This is a genomic window from Amycolatopsis sp. A1MSW2902, assembly GCF_017312175.1.
GTDB lineage: Bacteria > Actinomycetota > Actinomycetes > Mycobacteriales > Pseudonocardiaceae > Amycolatopsis > Amycolatopsis nivea.
Genome location: NZ_QJPO01000001.1, coordinates 8,742,881 through 8,765,765, shown reverse-complemented (window position 1 = coordinate 8,765,765; position 22,885 = coordinate 8,742,881). Strand labels below are relative to the sequence as shown.

At 70.0% G+C, this 22,885-nt stretch carries 21 protein-coding genes; 7 read left to right on the top strand and 14 right to left on the bottom strand.

Annotated features, from left to right (window positions below; all coding sequences use genetic code 11):
* Nucleotides 1-2: 2 nt before the first annotated feature.
* Both DMP23_RS41065 and solA read left to right on the top strand, forming a co-directional pair.
* A complete protein-coding gene (locus tag DMP23_RS41065) occupies nt 3-2,240 on the top strand; it encodes an FAD-dependent oxidoreductase (protein WP_337824177.1) in 2,238 nt (745 codons plus the stop codon).
* The gene (gene solA / locus DMP23_RS41060; RefSeq protein WP_134728082.1) at nt 2,237-3,361 is read left to right on the top strand and encodes an N-methyl-L-tryptophan oxidase; all 1,125 of its coding nucleotides are present in this window, start codon (nt 2,237-2,239) and stop codon (nt 3,359-3,361) included. The genes DMP23_RS41065 and solA overlap by 4 nt, the downstream gene beginning before the upstream one ends.
* Here the strand turns inward: solA and DMP23_RS41055 are convergent.
* The gene (locus DMP23_RS41055; protein ID WP_337824176.1) at nt 3,351-4,253 is read right to left on the bottom strand and encodes an SDR family oxidoreductase; all 903 of its coding nucleotides are present in this window, start codon (nt 4,251-4,253) and stop codon (nt 3,351-3,353) included. The two genes, solA and DMP23_RS41055, sit on opposite strands and share 11 nt — an antisense overlap.
* An 84-nt stretch (nt 4,254-4,337) precedes the next feature.
* On the opposite strand from DMP23_RS41055, the gene DMP23_RS41050 reads away from it, so the two are divergent.
* Nucleotides 4,338-4,910, top strand: a complete 573-nt coding sequence (locus DMP23_RS41050) for a TetR/AcrR family transcriptional regulator (RefSeq protein ID WP_336157347.1) — start codon at nt 4,338-4,340, stop codon at nt 4,908-4,910.
* On the opposite strand, the gene DMP23_RS41045 is transcribed toward DMP23_RS41050, so the two are convergent.
* Together DMP23_RS41045 and DMP23_RS41040 are read right to left on the bottom strand one after the other, a co-directional pair.
* Nucleotides 4,907-5,548 (bottom strand): dTMP kinase, encoded by a 642-nt coding sequence (locus DMP23_RS41045; protein ID WP_337824175.1) that lies wholly within the window; start codon nt 5,546-5,548, stop codon nt 4,907-4,909. The genes DMP23_RS41050 and DMP23_RS41045 overlap by 4 nt on opposite strands.
* A 26-nt stretch (nt 5,549-5,574) precedes the next feature.
* The gene (locus DMP23_RS41040; RefSeq protein ID WP_205670142.1) at nt 5,575-5,823 is read right to left on the bottom strand and encodes a hypothetical protein; all 249 of its coding nucleotides are present in this window, start codon (nt 5,821-5,823) and stop codon (nt 5,575-5,577) included.
* Between the two features lie 366 nt (nt 5,824-6,189).
* Between DMP23_RS41040 and DMP23_RS41035 the strand changes: the two genes are divergently transcribed.
* Nucleotides 6,190-7,152, top strand: coding sequence for a hypothetical protein (locus DMP23_RS41035; RefSeq protein WP_240014178.1), 963 nt, complete (start codon nt 6,190-6,192; stop codon nt 7,150-7,152).
* 3 nt (nt 7,153-7,155) lie between these two features.
* Here DMP23_RS41035 and DMP23_RS41030 read toward each other — a convergent pair whose 3' ends face one another.
* The gene (locus DMP23_RS41030; RefSeq protein WP_337824174.1) at nt 7,156-7,620 is read right to left on the bottom strand and encodes a YbaK/EbsC family protein; all 465 of its coding nucleotides are present in this window, start codon (nt 7,618-7,620) and stop codon (nt 7,156-7,158) included.
* Nucleotides 7,621-7,667: 47 nt separating this feature from the next.
* Between DMP23_RS41030 and DMP23_RS41025 the strand changes: the two genes are divergently transcribed.
* Complete coding sequence (locus tag DMP23_RS41025) at nt 7,668-8,210, top strand: helix-turn-helix domain-containing protein (RefSeq protein ID WP_337824173.1); 543 nt, start codon at nt 7,668-7,670, stop codon at nt 8,208-8,210.
* Nucleotides 8,211-8,261: 51 nt separating this feature from the next.
* On the opposite strand, the gene ahcY is transcribed toward DMP23_RS41025, so the two are convergent.
* Nucleotides 8,262-9,734 (bottom strand): adenosylhomocysteinase, encoded by a 1,473-nt coding sequence (ahcY, locus tag DMP23_RS41020; protein ID WP_134666987.1) that lies wholly within the window; start codon nt 9,732-9,734, stop codon nt 8,262-8,264.
* A 128-nt stretch (nt 9,735-9,862) separates the two neighbouring features.
* Between ahcY and DMP23_RS41015 the strand changes: the two genes are divergently transcribed.
* Complete coding sequence (locus DMP23_RS41015; RefSeq protein WP_337824504.1) at nt 9,863-12,100, top strand: hypothetical protein; 2,238 nt, start codon at nt 9,863-9,865, stop codon at nt 12,098-12,100.
* Between the two features lie 394 nt (nt 12,101-12,494).
* On the opposite strand, the gene DMP23_RS41010 is transcribed toward DMP23_RS41015, so the two are convergent.
* From DMP23_RS41010 to DMP23_RS40970, 9 genes are all read right to left on the bottom strand, one after another.
* Nucleotides 12,495-13,328: a transposase family protein gene (locus DMP23_RS41010; protein ID WP_337820148.1), complete on the bottom strand. Its 834-nt coding sequence runs from the start codon at nt 13,326-13,328 to the stop codon at nt 12,495-12,497.
* A 535-nt stretch (nt 13,329-13,863) separates the two neighbouring features.
* The gene (locus DMP23_RS41005) at nt 13,864-14,583 is read right to left on the bottom strand and encodes an LPXTG cell wall anchor domain-containing protein (RefSeq protein WP_051729220.1); all 720 of its coding nucleotides are present in this window, start codon (nt 14,581-14,583) and stop codon (nt 13,864-13,866) included.
* A 279-nt stretch (nt 14,584-14,862) separates the two neighbouring features.
* A complete protein-coding gene (locus DMP23_RS41000) occupies nt 14,863-16,407 on the bottom strand; it encodes an amino acid permease (RefSeq protein ID WP_037816607.1) in 1,545 nt (514 codons plus the stop codon).
* A gap of 78 nt (nt 16,408-16,485) precedes the next feature.
* The gene (locus DMP23_RS40995; protein WP_037816609.1) at nt 16,486-17,400 is read right to left on the bottom strand and encodes a cation diffusion facilitator family transporter; all 915 of its coding nucleotides are present in this window, start codon (nt 17,398-17,400) and stop codon (nt 16,486-16,488) included.
* A 94-nt stretch (nt 17,401-17,494) separates the two neighbouring features.
* Entirely contained in the window at nt 17,495-18,727 is a 1,233-nt protein-coding gene (gene manA / locus DMP23_RS40990; protein WP_037816612.1) for a mannose-6-phosphate isomerase, class I, read from the bottom strand.
* Nucleotides 18,728-18,809: 82 nt separating this feature from the next.
* Complete coding sequence (locus tag DMP23_RS40985; protein ID WP_037816614.1) at nt 18,810-19,895, bottom strand: hypothetical protein; 1,086 nt, start codon at nt 19,893-19,895, stop codon at nt 18,810-18,812.
* Nucleotides 19,896-19,897: 2 nt separating this feature from the next.
* Nucleotides 19,898-20,116 (bottom strand): Trm112 family protein, encoded by a 219-nt coding sequence (locus DMP23_RS40980; protein ID WP_037816616.1) that lies wholly within the window; start codon nt 20,114-20,116, stop codon nt 19,898-19,900.
* A 68-nt stretch (nt 20,117-20,184) separates the two neighbouring features.
* Nucleotides 20,185-21,540 (bottom strand): phosphomannomutase/phosphoglucomutase, encoded by a 1,356-nt coding sequence (locus tag DMP23_RS40975; RefSeq protein WP_037816618.1) that lies wholly within the window; start codon nt 21,538-21,540, stop codon nt 20,185-20,187.
* Between the two features lie 75 nt (nt 21,541-21,615).
* Nucleotides 21,616-21,969 (bottom strand): DUF3499 domain-containing protein, encoded by a 354-nt coding sequence (locus DMP23_RS40970; RefSeq protein ID WP_037718335.1) that lies wholly within the window; start codon nt 21,967-21,969, stop codon nt 21,616-21,618.
* A gap of 79 nt (nt 21,970-22,048) precedes the next feature.
* Between DMP23_RS40970 and DMP23_RS40965 the strand changes: the two genes are divergently transcribed.
* A complete protein-coding gene (locus tag DMP23_RS40965; RefSeq protein ID WP_037816621.1) occupies nt 22,049-22,513 on the top strand; it encodes a metallopeptidase family protein in 465 nt (154 codons plus the stop codon).
* Nucleotides 22,514-22,885: the final 372 nt, after the last annotated feature.

Below are 22,885 nucleotides of genomic sequence, written 5' to 3'. Positions count from 1 at the left end.
CGATGGCAGTGCGACCGCGGGTGGTTGTGCTCGGCGCCGGGCTCCTCGGCTGCGCGGTCGCCGACGAGCTGACCGGACGCGGCTGGACGGACGTCACCGTCCTCGAACCGGAACCGGCGCTCGCCTCGGCCGGACCGGGGCTGCTCTTCCGCACGCACGCCGACCGCACGGCGTCCGAGTTCGCCAAGTACACCGCGGAGAAGTACAGCGGGCTGACCGTCGACGGCGGCTGGTGTTTCCAGCCGGTCGGGAGCCTGGAGCTCGCGACCACGCCCGAGCAGCTTTCCCGGCTGCGGCAACGGCTTGGCTGGGCGACGTCGTCCGGCGTGCGCGGCTACCTGCGCGAACCGGGCGAATGCGCGCAACTGCATCCGCTGCTCGACTCCGCGAAGGTGTTCGGCGGCCTGCACATTCCCGGCGACGGGCTGGTCAAACCGATCCGCGCGGCGCTCGCTCAGGCCCGCCGCGCGAAGGAGCGGGGCGCGAAATTCCTTACTGGGCAAGAGATTGTCGAGATCGTGCGCACGGCGGGCCGGGTGACCGCCGTGGCGACCGCGACCGATCGGTTCCGCGCCGACGTGGTCATCTCCTGCGCCGGAGTACGCGCACCGCAGTTCGGCCGACTGGTCGACCTCGCCGTGCCGGTAGTGCCGATCGCCGTCGAGCACGCGCGGACCACGCCGTTGGCGCAGCTCGCCGGGGACAACGACCACTTCACCGAGGCGGACAAACCGATCCTGCGCGGAGCTGGGCTGTCGCTGCGCGAGCACGTCGACCGGCTGGGCATCAGCGTGCTGGGTCCGGTCGAGGCCGACGCAGAGTTCGCTCCGGCGGGCTTCGAGGAATCGTGGACGGCCGCGCTCGGACTAGTGCCCGCGCTCGCCGACGCGAAGGTCGAGGAAGGCGTCCGGCAGCTGGTCCCGGGCACGCCGGACGGGTTGCCGCTGCTGGGCGAACATCCGGAGCTCGACGGGTTCTGGGTCGCCGAAGCGGTGGACTGCGCCTGGTCCGCCGGAGTCGCGCGGGAGCTGACGCGCTGGCTGATCGAGGGGCAAGCGCACCTTGACCTGCACTCCGTCGACCTCGCCCGGTTCGATCGGCTGCAGCTCGCGCCCGGCCGGGTGCGGGAGCGGAGCCTGAGTGCGGCGGGCCATCAGCGACCGGCGACGGAACTGGTGCGGACCACGCCCTGTTACCAGCGCGAAGTCGCGCTGGGCGCGGAGTTCCGCGAGGTGGACGGCTGGGCGCGGCCGCAGCGGTACTCGTCCGGCAGCCGCGCGGAAGCAGTCGCGGCCCGGAGCCGGGTGGCGTTGTTCGATCTGACCCCGCGGCGACGGCTGGAGATCACCGGCCGCGGCGCGCTGCCGTTCCTGCAGACGATGACCACGAACCAGCTCGACCGGCCGCCCGGTTCGGTCACCAGCACGTTGCTGCTCGGCGAAGACGGCGGGATCCGCAGCGATCTGACGGTCGCCCGGCTTGGCTTGGAGCGGTTCCACGTCGCCGCGCACCATCATCGGGACGTCGCCTGGCTGCGCCGTCATCTGCCCGGCGACGGCTCGGTCCAGCTGCGCGAAACCACCGGCGGTACCTGCTGCCTCGGCTTGTGGGGACCGCTCGCCGAACAGGTGCTGCCCGAACTGTCCACATCGGACTCGCGCGCGTGGCAGACGTACGTCGGCGACGTGCCGGTGACCGTGCTGCGCGGGTCTGACGTGGGCGAACCCGGCTGGGAGCTGCACACCGGCGCGGATCTCGGGCGGGCGCTGTGGGACGCGGTCTGGTCGGCCGGGCAGCCGTACGGGATCGTCGCGGCCGGAGAGGACGCGCTGCGCAGCCTCCGGATGGAGGAGGGCCACCGGAACTGCGGCGTCGACGTGACCACCGAGCACGATCCGTACGAGGCGGGTCTCGGGTTCGCGGTGCGGATGGACAAGGGCTACTTCCTCGGCCGGGACACGCTTCTCCACCGTTCTCCCGCGACGGTACGGCGGAAACTGGCGTGCTTGACCGTTGACGATCCACATTCGGTGATGCAAGGCCGGGAGCCGGTGTACGTCGACGGCCGCCCGACGGGATACGTCACGAGCGGCGCGTACGGCTACACCGTCGACAAAAACCTCGCCTACGCCTGGCTTCCCGTCGAGGACGCCAGGCCGCGGACGCCGGTGGAAATCGAGTACTTCGGGAAACGGCTCGCGGCGAAGGTGGCCGCGGAACCGTTGAGGAGCAGTGAATGACGCACTACGACGTGATCGTGATCGGCCTCGGCGGAATGGGCAGCGCTGCCGCCTACCGACTGGCGCAGCGGGGCCAGAAGGTGCTCGGGATCGACCAGTTCGCGCCAGTGCACAACCTCGGTTCGAGCCACGGCGGCTCGCGGATCACGCGGCAGGCGTACCTCGAAGGTCCGGATTACGTACCGCTGCTGCTACGCGCGCACGAGATGTGGGACGAACTCGAACGCGACTCCGGGCGGTCGCTGTTCACCCGCTGCGGCGCGGTGATGGGCGGACCGCCGGAGTCGCGCACGATCGCGGGCAGCACGCTTTCCGCGGAGAAGTTCGACATCCCGCACGAAATCCTGGACGCGGCCGAGATCCGGCACCGGTTCCCCACCATCACCCCGGCCGACGACGAGGTGGCGCTGTGGGAACCGGGCGCCGGTTTCGTGTCGCCCGAAGGAAGCGTCGCCGCCCACCTGCAACTCGCCGCGCGCCACGGTGCCGAATTGCACCACGAGGAGCAGGTATTCACGTGGACCACCACGGAAACCGGGGTGCGCGTCGGCACCGCTTCGAGCTACTACACCGCCGAGCGGCTCGTGCTGTGCCCCGGCGCTTGGGCACCCGTACTGCTCGCGGATCTAGGCGTCGATTTCGAGGTGCGCCGCCAGGTCCAGTACTGGTTCGAACCGGCCGACGTGCGGCCGTTCACCGATCATCCCGTCTATCTTTGGGAAACCGCCGAAGGCGGCCAGTTCTACGGTTTTCCCGCGCACACCACGCAAGGCGTCAAAGTCGCCGTGCACCTTGGCGGCACGCCGTGCACCGCCGACACGATCGACCGGCGGATCCACGACGACGAGGTGCGCGCGGTCGCCGACGTCGTCGGCTCCCGGATCCCGACACTCCCGGCGACCTTCCGCCGCGCGGCGACCTGCCTCTACACGAACACCCCGGACGAGCATTTCGTGATCGCCCCGCACCCGCGGCATCCGCGCGTGGTCGTGGCGTCCGGGTTTTCCGGGCACGGCTTCAAATTCGTGCCGGTGGTCGGGGAAATCCTCGCCGACCTGGTGGTGGACGGCGAGACGCGGCACCCGATCTCGCTGTTCGATCCGGCGAGGTTCACGCCGTAGCGAAGTAGTGCTCTTCGGCGAGATCTTCAAGCAGGCCAGGGTGTTCCGGCTTCCAGTCGAGGAGTTCACGCGTGCGCGCGGCGGACGTCGGCGCGTCCGACTGCACCATCGGCGCCAGGAACGAGAAGTGCGCCGCGGCTTCCTCCGGCGCGATGGACTTCACCGGAACACCGAGCCGCGCACCGATCGTCTCGGCGATCTGCCGGAGCGAGATGGCTTCGTCGCCGACGGCGTGCAGCATCGTGCCGGCAGGAGCCTTCTCCAGGGCCAGCCGGTAGAGCCGGGCCGCGTCGAGCGTGTGCCCGGCGGACCAGCGGTTGGCGCCCTCGCCGACGTACGGCGAAACCCCGGCCGCGCGAGCGAAGCGGATCATGGTCGGGACGAAGCCGTGCTTGTCGAGCGAACTGTGCACCGACGGCGGCAGCCGCACGACTGACGACCGGACACCGCGGTCAGCGAGCCCGAGCACGTAGTTCTCCGCGTCCACGCGCGGGCCGCCGGGGAGCCGGTCGTCCTCGGTGCCAGCGCGGCCGAGCCCGGCGAACATCAGGGTTCCGGAGGTCGATACCAGTGGCTTGCCGGTGCCGGCGAGAGCCTCGCCGAGCGTCTTCAGCGCGGACAGATCCGCTTCGACCGCCGCGCCGAACTCGCCGCTGGCCATCAGGTCGTGCTTGAACGCCAAGTGCACGACGCCGTCCGCCTCGGCCACCGCTTCGCGCAGGCCGTCCAGATCGTCGAGGTCGCCGCGCCGCACCTGCGCACCGCGTTCGGCGAGCGCCGCGGCGGAGGCGTCCGACCGGGCGAGCCCGACCACCTCGTGTCCGGCGGAGAGCAGTTCGGGAACGAGGGCCGAGCCGACGTGGCCGCTGGCCCCGGTGACGAAAACCCGCATGGGCTGTCCTTCCACAGTTGATGACACCTAGTGCCATCACCGTACGCCTGATGTCATCCGGTGTCATCACCTAGACTGGGCGGCATGGGCCGCTGGGAACCGAACGCACGCCAACGCCTGGAGCGGGCCGCGCTCGACCTGTTCACCGAACGCGGATACGACCAGACCACGGTCGCCGAAATCGCCGAACGCGCCGGGCTCACGAAACGGACCTTCTTCCGCCATTTCGCCGACAAGCGCGAGGTGCTGTTCGGCGGGCAGGAGGAACTGACCCGGCTGTTCTCCGAGGGCATTGCCGGGACGCCAGCGGGCGCGACGCCGTTCGAAGCGGTCGGCGGGGCATTGGATGCCGCAGCGGCGGTTTTCACCGGCGAGCGGCTGGCTCAGGCCCGGGCGAGGCAGCCGGTCGTGGCGGCGAACAGCGAGCTGCTCGAACGCGAATTGCTCAAGCGCACCAAGATGGTCCAGGCCATGCACGACGCACTCGCGGCACGCGGAATCAGCGAGCCGACCGCACGCGTCGCCGCGGAACTGGGCTGCCTGGCATTCGGGACGGCTTTCCACCGCTGGGTCGAGGCAGGGAACCGGCGGGAGTTCGGGGCGCTGGCCGACGAAGTGCTCAGCGAATTGCGCAAAGCGACCGCGGCGCTCGGTTAAGCGAGCAGAGACTTCGCCAGCATCGGCAGATCAACGCCAGCCACGCCGTCCAGCACATGCCACGGCGCGAGCCACGAAGCCGCGGCCAGTTCGTCGTACACCGCGGCGCAACGCTGCTGCAGCGAATCGTCCGACTCGAACGCGTCCCGCGCCCGCGCCGCGTCCGACTCCGCCCGGCGGACTGCCCGCTCGGCGGCAACCTCCGGGCTCACCCGCAGCAGCAGGTGCGCGTCCGGCCGGGGCAGCCCGAACCGCGTGACCTCGATGTCCCAAACCCACTGCACCACAGCGCCATCCGCGTGCTCGCGCAGGCGCGCGGCGGCGTACGCGGCGTTTGAGGCGACGTAACGATCCAGCAGGACGACGTCGTTGGCCTCGAGCAGCGCGCGGATCTCGTCGGCCGCACCGCTGCGATCGAGGGCGTAGAGCAACGCCATTCCGTACACCGAGTCGGCGAGGTCGCCATGCCCGCGATGCAGCGCTTCCCGCACCAGATCGGCGTGCACGCTGCGACCGTAACGCGGGAAGGCGAGACTGCCGACGCTCGCGCCCGCCTCTTGCAGCGCAGCAGTCAGCCCCTCGGACAGCGTCCGCTTGCCCGCGCCGTCCAGACCTTCGATTACGACCAGTCGCCCCACGCCGTCGAAGATACTTGGTGGCGTGCTCAGGCCGTCTCTCGGCGGGCGCGGGCGTAGCCGAGGTAGCCGACCGGCACCGCGACCAGCAGTCCGGCGAGGCAGAGCAGCGGGATCCAGTCGTCGCCGTGCGGCTGCGCCGGCGTGCTCTGGCCGCCGTCCCGCTGCACCACCTCGCTGCGCGGTGCGGCCGTAAGGTGGGCGTTGCCGGTGTCAGCGGGCTGCGCCGCGCCCGCGCCCGGAGCCGACACCGGCAACGCCAGGCCCGTGAACGCCACGAGGAGCAGCAAGCGTCCGACGTGCCTTCGGCAAGTGGTCGAGGACCGCCGGACCCGCCCGGCAGTGCTCCCCACGTGATTCGGTTTCCCCAGACCCATGACGCACCTCCCGCCTAGACGTGGCCAGTGGTGGTCACAACGGTGAACCGGTCGATCACTCCGAGCAAGATGCCTGTCCGGCGACGAGGGTGTTCCGGGTCCGCGGTGGAACACGGAACGGTTACCCTTCCGTGGCCAAGCACACCAAACGGGGGCCGGACCCGTTACCGCGCGCTGCTAACGTGAACGTTCCGCGGCATTCACGCCCAGCGCACGGGCGGCGTTGAAGGGACAGCGGTGGCACGAGACGGGGATGGCCCACTGATCATGGAACCTGGCCGGCGCGGCGCGGGTGAACTGCCGCCCGAGCTCGGCGAAGCACTGCGATCCGGTGAATTCCACCAGGCGCTGCGGCTCGCGATCGCGCATCGCGGCCTGTCGCTCGCCCGGCTGCGGGCGCATCTCGCGCTCCGCGGCGTCCACATCGGACAGTCGACGCTGAGCTACTGGCAGCGCGGGCTGCGCCAGCCGGAGGTGCCGAAGGCGCTGCCCGCGGTCCGCGCGCTGGAGTCGGTGCTGCAGTTGCCCGCGGACTCGCTCGTGGTGCTGATCGGCCCCCGCACGGCGCGCCCGCGCGGGCACCAGGCCGCGGCGTCGTTCCACGACCTGCGCTCGGGCGAGATGGGCGCGATCGTCGAACAGCTGATGAGCGACCTCGGCGCGGCGCCAGCGTCCCGGCAGTCGAACTCCGACCTGGAGATGCTGTCGGTGCACGACCAGATCACTATCGACGAACAGAAACATCAGGTGAAATTCCGGACCCGGCTGGTCACCCGCGCGCGGCGGCACGGACCGGACCGGTACGTGGCGGTCTACAACGGCGACCCCGGCTGCCGGATCGACGACGTCGAGCTGATCACCGCGGAAGGCTGCCGCGTCGGGCGGATCCGCAGGCATCCGGCGCGCGAGACGATGGCGACGGAGCTGCTTTTCGACCGGAAGCTCGCCGAGGGCGAGATCCACGTTTTCTGCTTCGAAATCCACGACAATTCCGCCGTGACGTTCCCCGGGTACTACCGGATGCTGCGCGACCAATGCGCGAGCTATCTGCTGCAACTGCAGTTCGCGCCCACCGCGATGCCCGCCCGGATCACCCGGGAGGTCCGCGCCCGCGACGACGCGCTGCCGGTCGAGGCGGAGGAATTGCCGTGCGACACCGGCGGCGTGACGAGCGGGTATTTCCGCGACACCGGGCCGGGGCTGGCCGGCATCGCGGTGGAATGGAACTGAGCTTTATCCGTCCACCCGCTGCGGCGTGCCCTTGGTGATCCGCACCAACTCGTCGAACGTCGTCGGGAAGACGGCGTTCGGCGTACCGGCCGCCGCCCACACCTCGGTGTACTGCCGCAACTCCTCGTCGACCACGGTCTCCAGCGGAGCCGGATGCCCGACCGGCGACACCCCGCCGATCACCTGCCCGGTGGCCGCCCGCACCTCGTCCGGCTTGGCCCGGCGGATCCGGCCGCGCTCGAGCCGCGCGGCAAGCGCCTCGGTGTCGACGCGGTGCGCGCCACTGGTCAAGACCAGCAGCGGGGCGTCGTCGGCCATGAAGACCAGGCTGTTCGCGATCGCGCCGACCGGACAGCCCAGCGCGTCCGCCGCCTCGGCCGCCGTCCGAGTGGACTGCGGAAGAGTCCGCGCGCGGCCTTCGACGCCCGCCTCGTCGAGCGCGTCCTGCACGTTTTGCACTGCCGACATCTGCACACCTCCAGCTGTTCTGTAAACAGAACACTAGACTAGGCCCAATGTCGACGTCACCCGCCCCGGACGGCCGCGCCCTCGCCGCGGCGGTCGGTACCCGCATCCGAACGCTCCGCACCCGCGCGGGCGTCGGCCTGACCACGCTCGCCGCCGACAGCGGCCTTGGCAAGGGAACGCTGTCGGAGCTGGAGAACGGCCGCCGAAACCCGACGTTGGACACGCTGTTCGCGATCGCCACCGCACTGTCGATCCCGCTGAGCGACTTGCTCTTCGGCGACGACGGGGTGGCTGAAGCGCATGGCGACAGCGTGGCGGCGACACTGCTTGGCCGGTGGGAAGATCCGGACGGCGTGACCGAGGTGTACCGGCTCACGATCCACGAGCGGGTTCAGGTGTCGCATCCGCACAGCCCGGGGGTGCGGGAGGTTTTGACGGTATTGACCGGGACGGCTGAAGTGGGGCCGATCGATGCGCCGGTGACGGTTGCCGCTGCCGGGACGCATACGTTTATCGCGGAGACGGACCATGTTTACCGAGGAATCGGCGGACCGGCTACTGCGGTGTTGACGATGCGGTATCCGCGCTAGATAGCAAAAGCCGCCCCGAAACGCATTCCGGGGCGGCTTTAGCGTCAGCAATCAGTAACGATAGTGCTCAGACTTGAACGGACCCTCGACATCCACGTCGATGTATTCCGCCTGTTCCTTCGACAGCTTCGTCAGCTCGCCGCCCAGCGCTTCCAGGTGGATCCGCGCGACCTTTTCGTCCAGCTTCTTCGGAAGCCGGTAGACCTCCTTATCGTACTCCTCGGTCTTCGTGAAGAGTTCGACCTGCGCGATGACCTGGTTGGCGAAGCTGTTCGACATCACGAAGCTCGGGTGCCCGGTCGCGTTGCCCAGGTTCAGCAGCCGGCCCTCGGACAGCACCAGGATGCTCTTGCCTTCCGGGAACACCCATTCGTCGACCTGCGGCTTGATGTTCACGCGCCGCACGCCCGGGTAGCGGGCGAGGCCCGCCATGTCGAGTTCGTTGTCGAAGTGGCCGATGTTGCCGACAATCGCCTGGTGCTTCATCCGCGCCATGTGCTCGACCATCACCACGTTCTTGTTGCCCGTGGTGGTGACGTAGATGTCGCCCTCGTCCAGCACCGTTTCCAGGCGCTTGACCTCGTAGCCGTCCATCATCGCCTGCAGTGCGCAGATCGGGTCGATCTCGGTGATGATCACGCGGGCGCCCTGGCCGCGCAGCGATTCCGCCGCGCCCTTGCCGACGTCGCCGTAGCCGCAGACCACCGCGACCTTGCCGCCGATCAGGACGTCGGTGCCGCGGTTGATGCCGTCGATCAGCGAGTGGCGGATGCCGTAGCGGTTGTCGAACTTCGACTTCGTCACCGAGTCGTTGACGTTGATCGCCGGGAACAGCAGTTCGCCCGCGGCCGCCAGCTGGTACAGCCGCAGCACGCCGGTGGTGGTCTCCTCGGTGACGCCCTTGACGCTCTGCCCGATGGCGGTCCACTTGCCCTTGTCCGCCGCGACCGACGCGCGCAGCAGCTCGAGGAAGACCTTCCATTCCTCGGGATCCTCGTCGTCGGCGGGCGGGACCACGCCTGCCTTCTCGTACTCGGTGCCCTTGTGGACCAGCATGGTGGCGTCGCCGCCGTCGTCGAGGATCATGTTCGGGCCTTCGCCCTCCCACGTGAGCATCCGCTCAGTGCACCACCAGTATTCCTCGAGCGTTTCGCCCTTCCACGCGAACACCGGGACGCCCTTGGGCTCCTCGGGCGTGCCGTGCGGTCCGACGACGACCGCGGCCGCGGCGTGGTCCTGGGTGGAGAAAATGTTGCACGAGGCCCAGCGCACCTCCGCGCCGAGCGCCACCAGCGTCTCGATCAGCACCGCGGTCTGCACGGTCATGTGCAGCGACCCGGCGATTCGCGCCCCGCGCAGCGGGTAGACCTCAGCGTATTCGCGACGCAGCGCCATCAGGCCGGGCATCTCGTGCTCGGCGAGCCGGATCTCCTTCCGGCCGAACTCCGCGGCCTCGAGATCGGCGACGGCGAATTCGAGGCCGCCCCGGGTGTCGTGCCGCTTGACAACGCTTTCGGGGGTCATAGTGCGGTTCCTCCAAGGTTTGATGGCACCTGAACAGTACCGTTGTCGGCTCGACCCTGACTCGAACGGATGAGGAGAGAACCACCGTGCCCGCCCCGCTCCCCGGCCCTGACACCCGCATCGTCGAAATGAGGGTGTCCGGACTCGTGGGCACGAGCGGCGAGACGCTCCTCGACACGGTCCAGACCGTCGACGTCGCCGGCGACGAACTCGGCCGCGTGGTGCGCCCGGCCGACCGGCTGCGGCGCCCGGCTCCCGGTCCGGTGGTGCCCGCGCTCGGCCGGTCGATCCCGCGCACCGTCGAAGGCTACCTGTGGAGCGGCATGACGTCCGGTGGCGTCGCGAAGGCCGCTTGGGCGCTGCTGTTCCCGTTCTCGCTGGCGAACGTCGCGTTCTGGATGCTGCCGCCGGTCCACCGCGGCCGCTGGCTCGGCGGCCTGTGCCGCGGCCTGCTGCGGATCGCCGCGGTGCTGCTCACCATGCTGCTGGTCAGCCAGGTCGCGGCGGCGGTGCTGGACCTCGTCGCGACGCAATGCCTGGCGCCCGGACGCGCCTGCCTCACCTGGGTGACCCCCGAACTGCGCAAGGGACCGCTGCGGATCGGCGTCGGGGTCGCCGTGCTCCTCGCGCTGGTCTACGCCCTGCACCGGATCTCGTCGACGAACTGGCGAGTCCGCCCGCCCGATCCTCCCGTCCGCCAGGGCGTCCCGATGCGGTTGCGCGCCGATCCGGAAGCGCCCGGAATGTCCGCGACACACGCAGTCGCCGCACTCGCCTGCATCTCCTTGCTTCTGCTGGGCGGCCCCTTCCACGTGCCCACGAAAATCCCGCAGTTGATCGCGTGGATCTGCACCCTCGCCCTGGTCCTCGCAGTTTTGCTCGGAGGCGCGATCGGCAGCGACACCGGCACCATCGCGCGCCGAAGCTTGATCACCTTCGCGACGCTGCTGGTCATCTTCGCCACCGTGCTGGCCGCGCCCGTCGACAACCGGTTGCCCGGCGTCGACAACACCGTCGAAGGACTCGGCGGCGCTCTGCTCGTCGTCACCCTGCTGTTCGCACTCGCGCTGATCCCGTCGGCACTGCTGGCCCGCTCCGCCTGGCGCGACCGCCCACGCCGGCTCCGCCCGTGGCTCGGCGGCTGGGCAGCGGCCCCGGTACTCGCACTCGCGGGCCTCCTCGGCGGCGGTTTCGGCGCCGGTCTGGCGATCGCCATCCGAAAACTTCTCCGCGCGGAGAAACTGGCCCTGCCGACGACGTATGACCTGGTCACCGTCCTGTGGGGCGGCGGTCTGGGCCTGATGGCCCTGCTCGCCATCGCCGGGTACGCCATCGCCGTCCCGCTGCGCCGTCGCCGACGCGGCATCCCGCCCATCGTCGAACTGATGGAACACGACGAACAACAAGAACAAGACGCCGCCCGAGCCTGGGCCCGCTCGGCTTGGGAACGCCGCCACCTGCACCACCTGGCCGTGATCGTCGCGCTGGGCCTCTGCGTCGGCGCGATCGCACTGCTGGTCGTGCGGTTCGGCTTCAACCTGCAGCCAGGCTGGTTCACCACCGTGTCGGCGATCGGCGTATTCGCCCTAGGCGCGCTGGCCGCCGGTCTGCTGCGAGTGGTCTACTCCGCCGCTCGCTCCCCTCAACGGAGCCGCCACCTGGGCGCCCTGGCGGACCTGGTCTCGTTCTGGCCGCGCGCCGCCCACCCCGGCGTACCCCCTTGCTACGCGCTGAAGGTCGTCCCCGAACTGGCGGCACGAGTCAAGGAACACCTCACCGAGCCAGGCACGCGAGTCGTCCTGTCCGGCCTGAACCTGGGCAGCATCCTCACCGTGCTCACGGCAGCTCAACTCAGCGCCGAACTCTCCCCGAACGAACGCGACCGAGTCGGCCTCCTCACCGCAGGCTCCCCCTTGCAGTGGGGCTACCAGCGCGCCTTCCCCGCCGTCCTGCCGCAAGATTCGCTGGCCGACTTGTTCTCGTCACTGGACGGCCGCTGGCGCGCACTGTGCCGAGGCACCGACATCTTCGGCGGCGGCGTAACGACCTGGCGCCACCAAACGAGCAACGGCCACCTGCTGGGCGAGGGCTACCTCCCGGACGGCAAATGGGGCGCCCTGGAAACCACCCCAGACGACGCAGGAGTCCTCATCCTCGGCGGCGACCACTGGGTCCCCGACCCCCTGCGAGCCCCCGACGGCCGCAGCCGCTGGGCCCCCGGAGTCCTGAAACACACCGAATACCTGGCCGACCCAGAGTGGGACAACGCCGTAGCAATGGCCGCAGGCCTAGGCCGCCCCAACGGCCGCGCCCGCACACTAGGCGAACAAGGCTCCCTCTTCGGCGACCTGCCCCGCCCCCGCTAATCCCCCCTTGTCCTGAGGGCCACCCTCACAGCCGCTGATTCCCCCAGGGTTCCCCTCACGACCCTTTCGCGTACGTGAGGGCCACCCTGAGGGAACCTGATTCCCTGAAGGTTCCCCTCACGACCCGCTCACGACCCGAGCGAGTCCGTGAGGGACCCCTTCACAGACCTGGATTCCCTCAAGGAGCCCTTCACGGCCCACCCCCGCCAGCCGCGGCCGCCGGGGTGCTGGCCCCAATGCCACATTGGTTGCGTCCCACGCACCGAACGCCACATTGGTTGCGTCCCACGCACCGAACGCCACATTGGGTGCGTCAGATGCACCCAATGCCACATTGGGGATTTTTCATCCTGGTTTGTGCTGTTCATGGCGGGTTGACGGGGTGTGGTAGTTGTCAGGCCGGGGTGGGCTGGGCGGTGTCGCGGACGGCTTGTTCGTGCTGGGTGAGGACGAGCAGGGCGCGGACGAGGGTGGTGGCGTGGCGTGGTGCGATGCGGAGTTTGTCGAGGACGCGCCAGGTTTTGAGGGCGGCGAAGCCGCCCTCGACCGCGCAGCGCATCGCGTTGAACACGCTGTTGGCCTGTTTCTGCGGCTCGGTGAGCGGCCGGTTGGTTTCGGCTTTGAACGGGGTGAGCACGATCTGCGCGCAGGGGCCGCCGCAGTCCGGGCAGTGGCGGGTGTCGCGGACGTCTTTGTGCCAGCCCTGGTAGCCCTTGTCCGCGGCGGGGGTCAGGCCGTGGGCGTGGAGGCGGTCGCGCAGCCGGTGGCGGCGGGCGGCGGTGATGTCGGCGGTCCTGCCCGGCAGCACGGCCGAGACCCACAGCAGCCGTCCGTGTTCGTCGGTGAGGCCTTGGACGTTGAGGCCGTGGTGTTTGTGCTTGCCGCTGTAGTTGCGGCGATTGTCTGTGCCGGTGCGGCGGCGGGTGCGGATCAGGGTCCCGTCGGCCAGCACCACCGCCGCGCCGCGGGCGGCCAGCCGCCGCAGCACCCGCCCCAGCCGCGGCGCCCGGGCCGCGAGCAGGTCGATGGCCTCCAGCAGCCAGCGGCGCAGCGTGGCGGCCGACACCGCGTTGGCGCGGGACAGGTCCAGCAGCCGCTGGTCGTGGCGCAGCATCGCCAGCACCAGCACCGCCTGCTCGGCCGGGGACGCCTTGCGCCACCGCGACCCGATCGCCCGGCGGCGGCGGCCGATCAACCCGGCCAGCATCGCGATCGTGGGCGGCGACACCGGCAACACGCTGCGATACGAGGCCAGAACCTGCTGTGAGACAGTGAGAGCGGAGCCCCCGGACGTTTTTTCTCGAGTCACGACTTGATCAACATCCGGGGGCTCCGCCGCGTTCCCGCCCGGCCCACGCCCGCCCCGCAACTCCGTTACAGCACAACCACAACCAGCCCCGTCAACCCCACCTAACCAGCACCAACAAGATGAAAAATCCCCATTGGGGCGCAAGCCCCACCCCGAACGAAACCGCCCGCCGACGCACCCGCCATCGACGCACCCAGCCCCAACCGCAGCCGATGCACCCGCCATCGACGCACCCAGCCCCAAACCGCAACCGATGCACCCACCCATCGAGGCACCCACACCACCCCCGCACCCCGATACGAAGCCAAAAATGCGGGCGGCGGGTGTTTGTCAAGGCATCTTTCCCGCCTTGACAAACACCCGCCGCCCGTCATCACAATCAGCTTCGGGGTGCCCGCCGCACCAACCGTGCGCAATGTCGCCGCCAGGCGACGAGCCGCCACCCCGAACCGAATCAGTTAGTCCCGCGCCGCCGAACCTTGAGCAGCACCAGCAACCCGCCACCGCCAACAATCAACACCCCAGCAACCCAAAACAGCCAGGCATTGTCGAACCCAGTGTTAGCCAACCCGCCCCCAGTCCCGTTCTGGTTCCCAGCCGGAACCACAGCCGGAGCACTGGTCGTAGCAGGAGCAGAAGTCACCCCGCCCGGCACCGACGACGTAGCCGGAGCGCTAGGCGTAGTGCTAGGCGCCTCCGAAGTAGGCTGCGACGGAGCAGTGGTCGGAGTCTCCGACACAGGCGGCTTGGTCGGCGTGGTCTTGGTCCCGCAGGCGAACCAGTGGCTGATCGTCGGCAGCTGGTCGCCGCGGTTGTACGGCGAGCGCAGCTTCTCCCACGGCGGCGTGGCCGACATGCCGCGCTGGCCCGGCACGTACACGTTGAACCCGGGGCCGCCCTTGACCACGATCGCGGTGACCGTGACGCCCTCGCCCACCGCGGTGACGTTCAGGTACTTGTCCTTCTGCGTGCCGCCGGTGACGGTGAGGTCGCCAGCGCCGAGCAGGTCGCCGGGCACCTTCGCCTGGGCGCAGGTGGTCGCGTTGCCCTCGACCGGCTTCGCCCGGCCGTCGTCCGTGGTGCAGGCGAGCGCCGAGGTCGCGGTGCCGAGCAGGGCGAGTCCGGCCACCGCGGCGACCGTGAAACCGGCACGCAGTCTGGTGCTGATGGGCATGGAGTTACTCCTCAGGGAAAAATCCGAACGGGGGATAACACACGCGGAGAACTGCGACCCTCCGTAGGAACCCCGACCACTGTTCGTGCGAATTACCCGAGAGTGATTAACCCGTCAGAGGGAAGACGACGCGGAGGGTATCGCACGCTCAGCACGCCTTCCCTGGTGGGCCGGAGTAGCCACCCGAACCGAGATCCGCGAGTTGCGCATCCGTGACCGACCATGCGAAGCGGCCCGCCGCCCACAGTGGGCGACGGGCCGCTTATCAGCGAAAACAGGTCAGTCGGCGACCGGCGGCGCGGGTTCGGAAACCGCCCCGCCCTGGTCGACGCCCGACTGCCGCTTCCCCAGCAGCGAATGCCGGCGGCTGTAGGCGAAGTAGATCACCACGCCGATCACCATCCAGGCGACGAACCGCAGCCAGGTCAGCACGGTCAGGTTCAGCATCAGCCACAGGCAGGCCAGGATCGCCAGCGGCGCGATGACCCACACGCCCGGCACGCGGAACGCGCGCGGCAGGTCCGGGCGGCTCTTGCGCAGCACCAGCACGCCCGCCGACACGAGGATGAACGCGAACAGCGTGCCGACGTTGACCATTTCCTCGAGCTTGTCCGCCGGGAAGAACGTCGCACCAGCCGCGACCAGCGCACCGACCACGAGCGTCGCGCGCTTCGGCGTCCCGCGGTCGCTCGTCTTGGCCAGCGAACGCGGCATGAGGCCGTCGCGGGACATCGCGAAGATGATCCGCACCTGGCCGAGCATCAGGACCATGACGACGGTGGTCAGACCGGCCAGCGCGCCGACGGAGATGACGTTCGCGGCCCAGTCGACGCCGTTCGCGGAGAACGCGGTGGCGAGCGTCTTGTGGCTGCCGTCGCCCGCCGAGGTCGACAGATCGGTGTAAGGCACCATGCCGACGACCACGAGCGACACCGCGACGTACAGGACGGTCACGATCGCCAGCGAGCCGAAAATGCCGCGCGGCACGGCCTTCTGCGGGTTGCGGGTCTCCTCCGCGGTGGTCGCGACGATGTCGAACCCGATGAACGCGAAGAACACGATCGACGCGCCGGCCAGCAGGCCGAAGATGCCGAACGAGCTGCTGCCGCCGCCGGCGAGGAGCGAGAACAGCGACTGGTCGACGCCGCTCGACCCGGATCCGGCGGGCTTGCCCTCGGGCACGAACGGCGTGTAGTTGCTGGACTTGATGTAGAAGAAGCCGAGGATGACCACGAACAGCACGACGGCGACCTTGATGCCGGTGATCACCATCGAGAACCGCGACGACAGCTTCGTGCCGAGCACCAGCAGCGTCACCAGCGCGGCCACGACGATGAACGCGCCCCAGTCGATGCCGAAACCGCCGCCGAGATCGATCGACGTCTTGGTGCCCTTGCCGAAGATGTACTCCAGCACGGTCTGCAGGTACGACGACCAGCCCTTGGCGACCGCGGCGGCGCCGACGGCCAGCTCCAGGATCAGGTCCCAGCCGATGATCCACGCCATGAACTCGCCGAAGGTGGCGTAGGAGAACGTGTACGCGCTGCCCGCGACCGGGACGGTGGAAGCGAATTCGGCGTAGCACAACGCGGCGAGCGCACAGGCGATCGCCGCGATCACGAACGCGACGGACACCGAGGGACCGGCGAAGTCCCCTGCCGTGCGCGCGGTGAGCGTGAAGATGCCGGCGCCGATGACCACCGCGACGCCGAAGACCGTGAGGTCCCAGGCGCTCAGGTTCCTGCGGAGTTTTGTCTCCGGTTCATCGGTGTCCGAAATGGACTGCTCGATCGACTTAGTGCGCCACAACCCAGTGCCGGGCAACGTTGACCTCCTGCGGTGACCTTCGTGGGGACCGGGCGCCACCCTAGCCTGTCAGTTGGGCGCCAGCTGCCCGGACAGTCAGCGCGTCTCGCGGTCGAGGTCGGGCTCCAGGTAAATCAGCGTCGCGACGGGGACTTTCGCGCGCACGCGGGCCTCGGCGTCGTCGATCGCACCGGCGATCGCGGCGGTGTCGAGACCGGGCACGAGCGCGAGCTTCGCGGCGACGAGCAGTTCGTCCGGGCCGAGGTACTGGGTGCGGATGTGGATGACGCGCTCGACCTTGCCCGCGGCCAGTTCGTCCACAATGGTCGCGAGATCGGTTTCGGTCGCGCCCTCGCCGATCAGCAGGCTCTTCATCTCGATGATCAGGATGACCGCGATGACGCCGAGCAGCACCCCGATGAACACGGTGCCGATGCCGTCGAACACCGGATTGCCGGTCAGCACCGAAAGCCCGACGCCGAGCAACGCGAACACGAGACCGAGCAGCGCGCCGGAGTCCTCCAGCAGCACGACCGGCAGTTCCGGCTCCTTGGCCTGGCGGATGAACCGCCACCAGCTCGCATTGCCCTTGATCTTGCGCGACTCGCCCATCGCGGTGTAGAAGCTGTAGCCCTCGAGGCAGATCGCGACGAGCAGGATGATCACCGCGACGACCGGTGTCTCCAGCGGCTGCGGCTCGATGATCTTGTGGATGCCCTCGTAGAGCGCGAACGCCGCGCCGAGGGTGAAGAGCATGAGCGCGACGATGAACGAGTAGAAGTACCGATCGCGGCCGAACCCGAACGGATGTTCCTTGGTGGCGCGCCGCTTCGAGGTCTTCTGCCCGAGCAGCAGCAGCCCCTGGTTCGACGTGTCGGCCAGCGAGTGCACCGCCTCCGCCAGCATCGACGACGACCCGGTGACCAGGAAGCCGACGAACTTGGCCACCGCGATCCCGGCGTTGGCGGCGAGCGCCGCGATGATCGCCTTGGTTCCCCCGCCAGCTGACACTTCCCGCTCCCTGCTCCGCGCCCGAATTGCCCGGTGGGAGCCTAGAGGAACCTTGGCGAAGGGGAGCGCTGGGCCTGACAATCAGCTGGTCAGATCACAGCTCGCAAGCCCCGGCGGTAGCCCGGAACAGCTGCGACCGCTCCCCGCCCAACGGGCGTACCCGCACCGCCGGATCCGCGGCGGGCAGCCAGACCGACTGTCCCCTCCGCAATTCCGCCTGTTCCCCGTCCGAGGCGAGCACCAGGAGGTCCCCTTCGGTGCACAGCAGGATCTGCGGACCGGCCGAATCGACCTCGATCTCGGTGTCCTCCCCGGCCGCCCATTCCATTCGGGACAGTTCGAATTCCGGGGCGTCCGTGTGGTACACCGCCATCCGCTGGCCGGCGCATTCTCCGTGCTGCACCGGCATTTCCCCGCACGCGAAGTCGACCACGCGCAGCAGCTCCGGCACGTCCACGTGCTTCGGGGTGAGGCCGCAGCGCAGGATGTTGTCCGAGTTCGCCAGGATCTCCACCGCGGTGCCGTGCAGGTACAGGTGCAGGTTGCCGGCAGGCAGGTAGATCGCCTCGCCCGCACGCAGGGTCAGGCGGTTGAGCAGCAGCGCGGCCAGCACGCCTGCGTCGCGCGGGTGGGTTTCGCCCAGTTCCAGGATCGTGCGGCATTCGGTCGCGAACTCGCCGTGGTCCTGGACGTGCCGGACGCACGCGTCGAGCACCTCCGGCAGCAATTCGTCCAGCGCGGACTGCGGCAGCGTGATCCAGGTGGTGAACAGCGCGCGCAACCCGGCCGGGTCCGGCTGGGCTTCCAGCAGGCCGGTGTACTTGCCCAGCCCGGGCGTCTCGATCGCCTTCAGCAGCTTGACCGTGCGGTGCGGGTCGCGGAACCCGGCGAGCGCGTGGAACTCCGTCAGCGCGCAGACCAGCTCCGGCTTCGCCGTGGGGTCCGGGTAGTTCCGGTTCGCGGCGTCGCGCGGGATGCCCAGCTTCTCCTCGCGGGCGTGTCCCTCCGCGGCCTGCGCCGCCGACGGGTGCGCCTGCATCGACAGCGGTTCTTCCGCGGCGAGGATCTTCAGCAGGAACGGCAGCCGGTTGCCCCAGCGCCGCGCGCAGTCCTCGCCGAGCTGGCCGACCGGATCGGCGTCGACGAGTTCGAGCAGGCTCACCTCGGCGCCGTCCGGGCCGAGCACGTGCGACGGGTCCCCTGGGTGCGCTCCCATCCACAGCTCGGCCTCGGGGTGCGGCGCCGGCACCGGACGGCCCTGCAGCTGCGGGATGGCCGTTCGCGATCCCCAGGCGTAGGGCCGTACGGCGTTGCGCAACAGCTCCACTGTCAACTCCCAATCCTTCCCGTCGGCACTGGGCCGACGCACGCGGCGGCGGAACCGCCTGCCCGCGTTCCCCCCTGCTCCCTCAGGCGGAGGCCGGTTCGTATCTCCCGGCCCCGCCGATGCTGCCCGCCGCCAGCCCCAGGTACACCGCGGCCAGCTCGAACCGCAGCGCCAGCACCGCGGCGCGGACGATCTCGTCCGCCTCGATCTCCTCGGCGGGCGCGATCAGGTCCGCGCCCGGCAGGAACTCCTCGGCCTGGTACCGGGCCGCCTCGGTGGCCGGACCGGTCCGCACCGACAGCAGCAGCACCCGGGTCGCGACTCCGCCGGGAGAGTCGTCCGGGTCGGCGAAAATGTCGCGCTCCGCCCCGCCGGACTGCGCGACCCGGCGCAACGCCGGGCGGGCCAGCGCCTGCCGGTAGTCCTCCACGTCGCACACCAGCGCGGCGTGCGCGGCGAAGGCGTGCGCCGCGTGCTCGCCGACCGCCACCGCGACCGGGTCGAGCCCCCACAGCAGCGGCACCCGGTCCGCGACCCGCAGCGCGAGCGCCTTCGCCGGATTGGCGAACGATTCGCGTGCCAGGTAGTCCTTCTCCGCTTCGAGGTCGAGCTGGTCGGCGAGCGCCTGCACGTCCGCGACCAGCAGGCCGAGCGCGTTCGCGGTGAGCAGCCCGGCCGCCAGCCCGCGCGGGAACGCCAGCTCCGGCGGCACCGGCACGCGCGGCGCGAGCAGCACGCCCTTGCCCGCCACCGATGCCGCGACCGGCCCTTCCGCCGGCGCGGACAGCACCACCGACGCGCCGAACCGGGCGGCGCGCTCCAGCGAAGCGGCCAGCTCGCGGTCGCCCGCGTCGTCGGTGTGCGCGAACACCACGTCGAGCGCGCCGATCCAGGCCGGCACCGATTCGGCCACCACGACCGGCACCGGGCACGACGGCGTGAGCAACGCGGCCAGCAGCCGGGTGAGCGTGCGGCTCACCCCTGGCCGGTCGATGAGCACCAGCGAACGCGGACGCCCGACGTCCAGCCGTTCGCTCAGCTCCAGTTCGGCCGCCGCCTCGGCGGTGGCCCGCACCTGCGCACCGGCCATCGCGGCGGCGCGCAGCAACCCCGCGCGGTCGGCATCGGCCAGCCGCGCGGAGTCGTCGAGCAGGGAATCGTCAAGCATGGTCAAGCACTGTCGCCGTGGTCAGCGGCCGAACCGGGCAGCGTCGCCTCGTCGAGCAGCAGCACCGGGATGCCGTCGCGGACCGGGTACACCCGGCCGCATTCGGTGCAGGTCAGCGCGTCGGCCTCGGCGTCGTCCGGCGTACCGGGACGCAGCGGGGCGTGATCCGGCGACGGGCACGCGAGGATCTCCAGCAGCTGTGCGTCAAGCGTGATGGCCATAGTTCCTCCATACCACGCGTCGTTGGGGTGTTGAGGGCGCCTTCCGGACACAATCCGGCGCCAGCCGGTCAGGCCCGGACAATGGCCAGCACCTCGGCGGTGAGCGCCTCGACCGCGGCCCGGTCGGCGGCCTCCACGTTGAGCCGCAGCAGCGGTTCGGTGTTGGAGGGGCGCAGGTTGAACCACGCGCCGCCGGGCAGCTGCACGGTGAGGCCGTCCAGCTCGTCGATCTGGACGCCGGACTTGCCCGCGTACGCGTCCTTCACCGCGAGCATCCGCGCGACCTGGTCGCTGACCGTCGAGTTGATCTCGCCGGACGCCGCGTAGCGCGAGAAGTCCTGGGTGAGCGCGGACAGCGGGCCGTTCTGCTCGCCGAGCGCGGCCAGCACGTGCAGCGCGGCCAGCATGCCGGTGTCGGCGCGCCAGAAGTCGCGGAAGTAGTAGTGCGCGGAGTGCTCGCCGCCGAAAATCGCACCGGTGCGGGCCATCTCGGCCTTGATGAAGGAGTGCCCGACCCGGGTCCGCACCGGCTTGCCGCCGTGCTCGGACACGATCTCCGGCACGCCCTTCGACGTGATCAGGTTGTGGATGACCGTTCCGCCCGGCTCCTTGGCCAGCTCGCGCACCGCGACCAGCGCGGTGATCGCGCTCGGGGACACCGGCTCGCCGCGCTCGTCCACGACGAAGCAGCGGTCCGCGTCGCCGTCGAACGCCAGCCCGGCGTCCGCGCCGACCTCGCGCACCTTGGCCTGCAGGTCGACGATGTTGGCCGGGTCGAGCGGGTTGGCCTCGTGGTTCGGGAAGGTGCCGTCGAGCTCGAAGTACATCGGCACGACCTCGATCGGCAGCCCCTCGAAGACCGTCGGGACGGTGTGCCCGCCCATGCCGTTGCCCGCGTCGACCACGATCTTGAGCGGCCGCGAGCCGGAGAGGTCGACGAGGTTGCGCAGGTAGGCGGCGTAGTCGCTGAGGACGTCGCGCTCGGAGACGGTGCCGCGCTGGCCGTCGAAGGCGGGAACGCCCTGCTCGACGGTGTCGCGGATCTCCGCGAGGCCGGTGTCCTGCCCGACCGGCGAGGCTCCGGCGCGGCACATCTTGATGCCGTTGTACTTCGCGGGGTTGTGGCTGGCGGTGAACATCGCGCCCGGCAGGTTGAGCGAACCGGAGGCGAAGTAGAGCTGGTCGGTGCTGGCCAGGCCGATCGTCACCACGTCGAGGCCCTGGGAGGTCACCCCGTCGGCGAACGCCGCGGACAGTTCCGGCGACGAATCGCGCATGTCGTGGCCGATCACCACGGCCGGCGCCTCGGGTTTGATGAGCAGCGCGAACGCGGCCCCGAAGTCCCGGACGAGGGCGGCGTCGAGCTGTTCGCCGACCACGCCGCGAATGTCGTAGGCCTTCACGATGCCCGAAAGGTCTGGCACGCCTTCTCCCCGCCGCTAGTTCCGTGGCGACGCCACTCGCGCCGCGGGCGAAAGCCTACCGGTCGGGAGGATGGCTCAGGCGCGCCCCGGGAGGACGCGCAGATGGCCGCGCCTGCCGGAGGGCCCTTCGGGCTCGGGCTGCGCGGGCGGGACGTCGGAGCGACCGGCCTCGCGCACCGCCTCGGCCAGCGCGGTCAACTCGTCGGCGGACTGCTCCGGAGCGGCGAAGGCCCCCTCGTGGCGGACGACTTCCCAGCCCTTCGGGACGGTCAGCCGCAGCGCGTGGGCCTCGCAGAGGTCGTAGGAGTGCGGTTCGGAAGCGGTGGCCAGCGGTCCGACGACCGCGGTCGAGTCCTGGTAGGCATACGTGAGCGTGGCGACAGCGGGTTCGAGGCAACCCGTTCGCGAACATTTCCGTACGCTCCGCACGATCCGAAACGATAGCGCGTCGCCGCAAGCGAGTACCGGCGACACGCGCGTTCCCCTGGCGACCGCATAGACTTGGCCGGTGGCGACGGCTCGTGACTACCGACAACGGCAGCGGCTGCGACGGGACCGGCACGGCCGGGGCCTGCGCGGAACGCTCTATCCGGCGACCCTGCCAGCGGCCGCGAGCCGCGCGGAACGCTTCGACGCGCTGGTGCTGGACGCCCTGGAGCCCATCGAGGCCCGCTGGCGACACGAACTGACGAAACTGGACGTAGCGGTAGACGACGTCCCCGAAGTCCGGATGGACGGCCGAGCCCCCGCAGACGGAGTGCTGCACGACGGCGCAGTGCCCCTGTCAAGGCTGGTCCCAGCCGGTGTCGACCGAGCAGGCCTGCCCACCCGCGCCCGCATCGTCCTGTACAGGCGTCCATTGGAAGCACGCGCCAAGGACCCGTCAGAACTGGCAGACCTGGTCCACGACGTCCTGGTAGAGCAGGTCGCAGGCTACCTAGGCGTAGAACCAGACGTCATCGAAGGCGACTGACGCACCCTCGTCCGTGAGGGCCACCCTCATTGACTCTGATTCCCTCAGGGTTCCCCTCACGTACGGCGACGGTCCGTGAAGGGCTCCTTCACGGACTTAGATTCCTTCAAGGAGCCCTTCACGGCCCGCCTGCCCCACTCGACCGCCCCGCGCCCGCCGGGATGCCGCCCCCACCCCCACTAAGCCGCAGCCGGTGCACCCAACCATCGAGGCATCCAGCCCCTCCCCCGCACCCCGATACGAAGCCTCCCTGCGGTTCGGGGGTGCTTGTCAAGGCATCTTTCCCGCCTTGACAAGCACCCCCGAACCGTCAGCACAATCAAGCTTCGGGGTGCCCCACGCAACCACCACGGCGATGTCGCCGCCAGGCGA

What these genes read in the sequence shown, in the direction of transcription:
- DMP23_RS41065 (WP_337824177.1), top strand. Translation starts at nt 3, where the DNA reads ATGGCAGTGCGACCGCGGGTGGTTGTGCTCGGCGCCGGGCTCCTCGGC.
- solA (WP_134728082.1), top strand. Translation starts at nt 2,237, where the DNA reads ATGACGCACTACGACGTGATCGTGATCGGCCTCGGCGGAATGGGCAGC.
- DMP23_RS41055 (WP_337824176.1), bottom strand. Translation starts at nt 4,253, where the DNA reads ATGCGGGTTTTCGTCACCGGGGCCAGCGGCCACGTCGGCTCGGCCCTC.
- DMP23_RS41050 (WP_336157347.1), top strand. Translation starts at nt 4,338, where the DNA reads ATGGGCCGCTGGGAACCGAACGCACGCCAACGCCTGGAGCGGGCCGCG.
- DMP23_RS41035 (WP_240014178.1), top strand. Translation starts at nt 6,190, where the DNA reads ATGGAACCTGGCCGGCGCGGCGCGGGTGAACTGCCGCCCGAGCTCGGC.
- DMP23_RS41030 (WP_337824174.1), bottom strand. Translation starts at nt 7,620, where the DNA reads ATGTCGGCAGTGCAAAACGTGCAGGACGCGCTCGACGAGGCGGGCGTC.
- DMP23_RS41025 (WP_337824173.1), top strand. Translation starts at nt 7,668, where the DNA reads ATGTCGACGTCACCCGCCCCGGACGGCCGCGCCCTCGCCGCGGCGGTC.
- ahcY (WP_134666987.1), bottom strand. Translation starts at nt 9,734, where the DNA reads ATGACCCCCGAAAGCGTTGTCAAGCGGCACGACACCCGGGGCGGCCTC.
- DMP23_RS41015 (WP_337824504.1), top strand. Translation starts at nt 9,863, where the DNA reads ATGAGGGTGTCCGGACTCGTGGGCACGAGCGGCGAGACGCTCCTCGAC.
- DMP23_RS41005 (WP_051729220.1), bottom strand. Translation starts at nt 14,583, where the DNA reads ATGCCCATCAGCACCAGACTGCGTGCCGGTTTCACGGTCGCCGCGGTG.
- DMP23_RS40985 (WP_037816614.1), bottom strand. Translation starts at nt 19,895, where the DNA reads ATGCTTGACGATTCCCTGCTCGACGACTCCGCGCGGCTGGCCGATGCC.
- DMP23_RS40980 (WP_037816616.1), bottom strand. Translation starts at nt 20,116, where the DNA reads ATGGCCATCACGCTTGACGCACAGCTGCTGGAGATCCTCGCGTGCCCG.